Annotated in this window: 2 protein-coding genes; one reads left to right on the top strand and one right to left on the bottom strand. The window is 70.5% G+C overall.

Features of this window, described 5'->3' with window-relative positions; translation table 11 throughout:
- Positions 1–92: 92 nt before the first annotated feature.
- Entirely contained in the window at positions 93–5,030 is a 4,938-nt protein-coding gene (locus tag ACFW6B_RS39645; RefSeq protein WP_386604522.1) for an NAD-glutamate dehydrogenase, read from the bottom strand.
- Between the two features lie 622 nt (positions 5,031–5,652).
- Here ACFW6B_RS39645 and ACFW6B_RS39640 point away from each other — a divergent pair.
- Positions 5,653–6,219, top strand: coding sequence for a DJ-1/PfpI family protein (locus ACFW6B_RS39640; RefSeq protein WP_386604519.1), 567 nt, complete (start codon positions 5,653–5,655; stop codon positions 6,217–6,219).
- The last annotated feature ends 108 nt before the right edge of the window (positions 6,220–6,327 follow it).

Raw genomic sequence — 6,327 nt, 5'->3', positions numbered from 1 at the left:
ATGGTGGGTGTCACGTGGGCCCGGAGATCTGTATCCGTCCCAGGTCCACGGCGTGCCGTCGGGGGCCCGGGGCGCCCCCGTTCGCGTGGTGCTCAGGAATGCGAGCGCAGCAGGGTCCTCATCGTCCGCATCGCCACCGACAGGTTGGCGAGGTCGAACGAGTCCGAGCCCTGGATCTCGTCCAGGGTGGTGCGGGCCCGGCCGAGGATCGCCGTGTTCCTCTCCTTCCAGGCCTCGAAGCGCTGCTCGGGGGTGGAGGTCCCGTTGCCCGCCGACAGGACCTCTGCGGTCAGCGCCGCGTGGGCCGCGTACAGGTCCTCGCGGATCGAGGCGCGGGCCATGGACTGCCAGCGGTCGGCGCGCGGCAGCTCGATGATGCGGTCCATGAGCTGCGTGATGCCGAGACGGTCGGCGAGGTCGTAGTAGACCTCGGCGACGGCCATCGGGTCCTTGCCCGTGCGGTCGGCCACCGAGACGATGTCCAGCGCCGGGAAGGCGGAGGAGAACCCGGCCACGCGGGTGGCGAGTTCGTCCGGCACGCCGGCGTCCGTCAGCTCGTCGTAGATCTGCTGGTACCACTCCAGGTCCGTGCCGCGGACCAGCTTGGGCAGCTCCGACCACACCTGCTCGACACCGTCGGTGAAGAAGCTGATCGTCTCGGCGAGCTGGAGCGGCTGCGGCCGGTTGTTGAGCAGCCAGCGCGTGCCGCGCTCGACGAGACGGCGCGAGTGCAGCCGGATGCGGGTCTGCACGTCGGCGGCGACGACATTGTCGAGCGCCTCCACCGCGTCCCACACCGCACTGGAGTTGAAGATCGCGCGGGCCGCGGTCTGCGCCCGGACGATCTCCTCCAGCGAGGCACCCGTCTCCTCGCGCAGACGGTGCAGGAAGCTCGTACCGCCCGTGTTGACCGTGTCGTTGACCAGGACGGTCGTCACGATCTCCCGGCTCAGCGCGTGCCCCTCGATCTGCTCGCGGAACTGGTCGCGCAGCGCCGTCGGGAAGTACGCGAGCAGCAGGCTGTGCAGATACGGGTCGTCGGGCAGTGAGGTGGCGAGCAGGTCGACGGAGACCGTGATCTTCGTGTACGCGAGCAGGACCGCCGTCTCGGGACCGGTCAGCCCCTGGCCCGCGTTGAGCCGCTCGCGGATCTGCCGCTCGGTGGGCAGGAACTCCAGGGCCCGGTCGAGGTGCCCCTCGCGGACCAGGTGGCGCAGGAAGCGCTGCTGGGCGTGGAGCATGCTCGGGGACTGGGCCAGCGCGTTGGAGATCGCCACGTTCTGCGCGTAGTTGTTGCGCAGCACCAGGGCGCCGACCTCGTCGGTCATCTCGGCGAGCAGCCTGTTGCGCTGCTTGACGGTCAGATCGCCGTTGGCCACCACCGCGTTGAGCAGGATCTTGATGTTCACCTCGTGGTCGGAGGTGTCCACGCCCGCGCTGTTGTCGATGGCGTCCGTGTTGATCCTGCCGCCGTGCTGGGCGAACTCGATCCGGCCGAGCTGGGTCAGACCCAGGTTGCCGCCCTCGCCGACGACCTTGACGCGCAGGTCGGCGCCGTCGACGCGGATGGCGTCGTTGGCCTTGTCGCCGACCTCGGCGTGCGACTCGGCCGACGACTTCACGTACGTGCCGATGCCGCCGTTCCACAGCAGGTCGACGGGCGCCTGGAGGATCGCCCGCATCAGGTCGGCCGGCGTCATCTTCGCGACGTTCGACTCGATGCCGAGGGCCTCGCGGATGTGCGCGTTGACCGGCACGGACTTGGCGCTGCGCGGGAAGACGCCGCCACCGGCCGAGATCAGCTCGGTGTCGTAGTCGGCCCACGAGGAGCGCGGCAGCTCGAAGAGACGGCGGCGCTCGGCGTAGGAGGTCTCCGCGTCCGGGGTCGGGTCGATGAAGATGTGCCGGTGGTCGAACGCGGCGACCAGGCGGATGTGCTCGGAGAGCAGCATGCCGTTGCCGAACACGTCGCCGGACATGTCGCCGACGCCGACCACGGTGAAGTCCTGCGTCTGGGTGTTGACGCCGAGTTCCCGGAAGTGCCGCTTCACGGACTCCCAGGCGCCGCGGGCGGTGATGCCCATGCCCTTGTGGTCGTACCCCGCGGAGCCGCCGGAGGCGAAGGCGTCGCCGAGCCAGAAGTCGTACGACTCCGCGACCTGGTTGGCGATGTCCGAGAACGTCGCGGTGCCCTTGTCGGCCGCGACCACCAGGTAGGTGTCGTCCTCGTCGTGCCGGACGACGTCCGCCGGGGGCACGACCTCGCCGGCCACCATGTTGTCGGTGATGTCAAGCAGCGCCGAGATGAAGGTCTTGTAGCTGGCGACGCCCTCGGCCATCCACGCGTCGCGGTCCACGGACGGGTCGGGCAGCTGCTTGGCGACGAAGCCGCCCTTGGCGCCGACCGGCACGATGACGGTGTTCTTCACCATCTGCGCCTTGACCAGGCCGAGGATCTCCGTGCGGAAGTCCTCGCGCCGGTCGGACCAGCGCAGACCGCCGCGCGCGACCTTGCCGAAGCGCAGGTGCACGCCCTCGACGCGCGGCGAGTACACCCAGATCTCGAACGCCGGGCGCGGCGCGGGGAGGTCCGGGATGGCCGTCGGGTCGAACTTCATGGAGACGTACTCGTGCGGCGTGCCGTCGGCCGTCCGCTGGAAGAAGTTCGTGCGCAGGGTCGCCTTGATCAGGTGGAGGAAGGACCGCAGGATCCGGTCCTCGTCCAGCGAGGCCACCTGGTCGAGGGCCGCTTCCAGCTCCTCCAGCAGGGCGTCGGTCAGCTCGACCCCGGCGCGCTGGCGCTCCGGCGACATGCGCGCCTCGAACAGCGAGACGAGCAGCCGGGTGGTGTGGACGTTGTTGCGGAGGGTGTCCTCCATGTAGTCCTGGCTGAAGGTGGAGCCGGCCTGGCGCAGGTACTTCGCGTAGGCGCGCAGCACCATCGACTGCCGCCAGGTGAGCCCGGCGCTCAGCACGAGGGCGTTGAAGCCGTCGTTCTCGGCCTGTCCGGTCCAGGTGGCGGCGAAGGCCTTCTGGAACCGCTCGCGGCCGTCGTCGCCGAGGTAGTCGCCGTTGCCGTTCAGGGACTTGGGCAGGCGCAGGCCGAAGTCGTAGATCCACGCGGTCGTACGGTCCGAGCAGCGCAGCTCGTAGGGCCGCTCGTCGGTGACCTCGACGCCCATGCGGTTCAGGGCGGGCAGGACCGCGGAGAGCGAGACCTGCTCGCCGCCGCGGTAGATCTTGAAGCGGCGCTCGCCGGGTGCCGTGCCCACCGGCTCGTACAGGCTGAGCGCGAAGTCCTTGCCGGGATCCTGGTCGAGCGCGTGGAGGTGGACCAGGTCGGCGACGGCGGAACGCGGGGAGTGGTCGGCCTTGTAGCCCTCGGGGAAGGCGTTGCCGTACCGGCGCAGCAGTTCGGCGGCGCGCTCCTCGCCGCACTCGGCGGTCAGCGCCTCCGCGAAGCCGTCGGCCCAGGAGCGGGCGGCCTCGACGAGGCGCGCCTCGATGCGCTCCTTGTCGGAGTCGGAGAGCTGCGGCAGCTCGGTGCCGGGCTCGACCCGGACCACGAAGTGCAGCCGGGACAGGATCGACTCGGTGTTCCAGGCCGTGAAGTCGACGCTGGTGCCGTTGAGCTCTTCCTTGAGGATGTCGATGATCCGCAGGCGCACACCGGTGGTGTAGCGGTCGCGCGGGAGGTAGACGAGGGCCGAGTAGTAGCGCCCGTACTCGTCCTGGCGCAGGTAGAGCCGCAGCCGGCGGCGCTCCTGGAGGTACAGGACGGACGTGACGATCGCCCGGAGCTCGTCGGCGGGGGTCTGGAACAGCTCGTCGCGCGGGTAGGTCTCCAGGATCTGGAGCAGGTCGCGTCCGTCGTGGCTGTTGGGCGAGAACCCGGCGCCGCGCAGGACCTCGTCGACCTTGCGGCGGACGACGGGCACCCGGCGCACGGACTCGGTGTACGCGGCGGAGGAGAACAGGCCGAGGAAGCGGCGCTCCCCGACGACCTCGCCGTTCTCGTCGAACTTCTTGACCCCGACGTAGTCCAGGTACGACGGCCGGTGCACGGTGGCGCGGCTGTTCGCCTTGGTCAGGATCAGCAGCTTGTGCTCGCGGGCCTTGGCCCGGGCGTCGGCGGGCAGCCGCTCGAAGGACGGGCTGACCGGGTGGCTGTCCTCGCCGTGCTGCGGGTCGGAGCGCAGGATGCCGAGCCCGGTGCCGGGGACGGCGGCCAGCGAGTCGTCGTCGCGGAGCTGGTACTCGCGGTAGCCGAGGAAGGTGAAGTGGTCGCCGGCGAGCCAGCGCAGCAGCTCGCGGGCCTCCTCGACCTCCTGGTCGCGCAGGTCGTCGGCGGTGGGCTCGCCGGGGAGCTCCTCGGCGATCCGCAGCGCCGCGTCGCGCATCTTCTCCCAGTCCTCGACGGCCTCACGGACGTCGGACAGGACGCGCAGCAGATCGGCGGTGATCTGCTTCAGGTCGGCGCGGTCGGTCTCCCGGTCGATCTCGACGTGGATCCAGGACTCGACGTGCGCGTCGTGCGGCAGGCCCTCGGCGGAGGGCCGGACGGGCAGCACCTCGATGAGCTTGCCGGTGAGGTCGCGCCGTACGACGAACTGCGGGTGGACGACGACGTGGATGCCGCGTCCCTGGCGGGACAGCTCGTTGGTCACCGAGTCGACGAGGAAGGGCATGTCGTCCGTGACCACCTCGACGACGGAGTGGCTGGAGGTCCAGCCGTTCTCCTCGACGGTGGGCGTGTGCACGCGCACGTTGGCCGTGCCCTGGGGGCGCGTCTCGGCCAGTCTGTAGTGGGAGAAGGCCGCTCCGAAGACGTCGACCGGGTCGCGGTCGGTGAGGTCCTCCGGGGCCGTGTGCAGGTAGTAGCGCTGGAGGAACGTGAGCACGGTGTCCCGGTCGGGGGTGCCCTCGCCCGTCGTCCCGGTCGGCAGGTGCCCCCCGGCCGGGCTGTTCTCAGCTACCCGGGCGGCCCTCTCGAGCAGCTCGGCCTTGGCTTCGTCCAGCTTGGTCTGCATTGTCCTCTGGCTCCTGTCGCGCGCCGTTGCGTGACGTTGAAGGAAATACGGTCTCTTCGCTTCCGGCGCAACGTCGTGACGCGGGATTTCCGGTCAGGTTCGACGCTATGCCGCAAGGGGAGAAGGACAGGGGGATATCGGCCGTTCCGAAACGTCCCGGAAACGGTGACGCCGGTCCCGGCGGCAGGCCGTCCCGGAGTGCCGCCGGCGTACGGACCGCGCTTCCGTGAGCGCTCGCGGCGTTCCCGCTCGCGCGCACGGCCGTCGTCAGGGCCCCGCCCCGCCCGTGAGGATCAGCGATCGACGCCCGGTCACGGATGTCGTCCGTGCGCTCCGGGCGCGGGGCAGGGGCGACGATGCCCCCGCGAGATATCGCGCTGATCACGCCACCAGGCTATCGCCCCCGACCGGGGAGTCGTCATGAGCCGTATGTGTACAAAACCGGGGGTGGAACTTTGACACTATGCACAGGGACGACGGGGGCGGCGGCATGCAGTGCGGACCGGCCGCGGGCTACCGTCGTCCCACGGACAGTGTTCCGCCCCCCGGCAGACACCTCCCCCGGAGGCGGGCCGGGACGGCGGACGCGACGCGCAAGGACGGCCGACGGGAGCGCAGCACCATGTCAGCGAAAATCCTCATTGTCACCGGCGACGCGGCGGAGTCGCTGGAGGTCCTCTACCCCTACCAGCGTCTGCGCGAGGAGGGGTACGAGGTCCACATCGCGGCCCCCACCCGCAAGAAGCTGCAGTTCGTCGTCCACGACTTCGAGCCCGGCTTCGACACGTACACCGAGAAGCCCGGCTACACCTGGCCCGCGGACCTCTCGTTCGCGGAGGTCGACCCCGGCGCGTACGCCGCCCTGGTCATCCCCGGCGGACGCGCGCCGGAGTACCTCCGCAACGACCTCGAACTCCGCAAGATCCTGAAGTCCTTCTTCGACGCGGACAAGCCGGTGGCCCAGATCTGTCACGGCCCCTTGCTGACCGCGGCCGTGGACAGCCTGAGCGGGCGCCGCGTCACGGCCTATCCCGCGCTGGAGCTCGACATGCAGGCGGCGGGCGCGACCTTCCAGGACGCGGAGGCCGTGGTCGACGGCACGCTGGTCTCCTCCCGTGCCTGGCCGGACCACCCGGCCTGGATGCGCGAGTTCCTCAAGGTGCTGCGCTCGAAGGCCCCGGTGAACTGACGGGCACGGCTCCTCGGCCGACCGCCGGGCGGGGCCCTTCGGCGCGTTGTCCGGGAGGGCCCGTGGCGGGTTGCCGGGGAGGGCCCGTGGCCGCGTTGTCCGGGAGGC

It is taken from the genome of Streptomyces sp. NPDC058751 (assembly GCF_042746485.1).
GTDB lineage: Bacteria > Actinomycetota > Actinomycetes > Streptomycetales > Streptomycetaceae > Streptomyces.
This window is presented reverse-complemented; position numbering and strand designations above follow the sequence as displayed.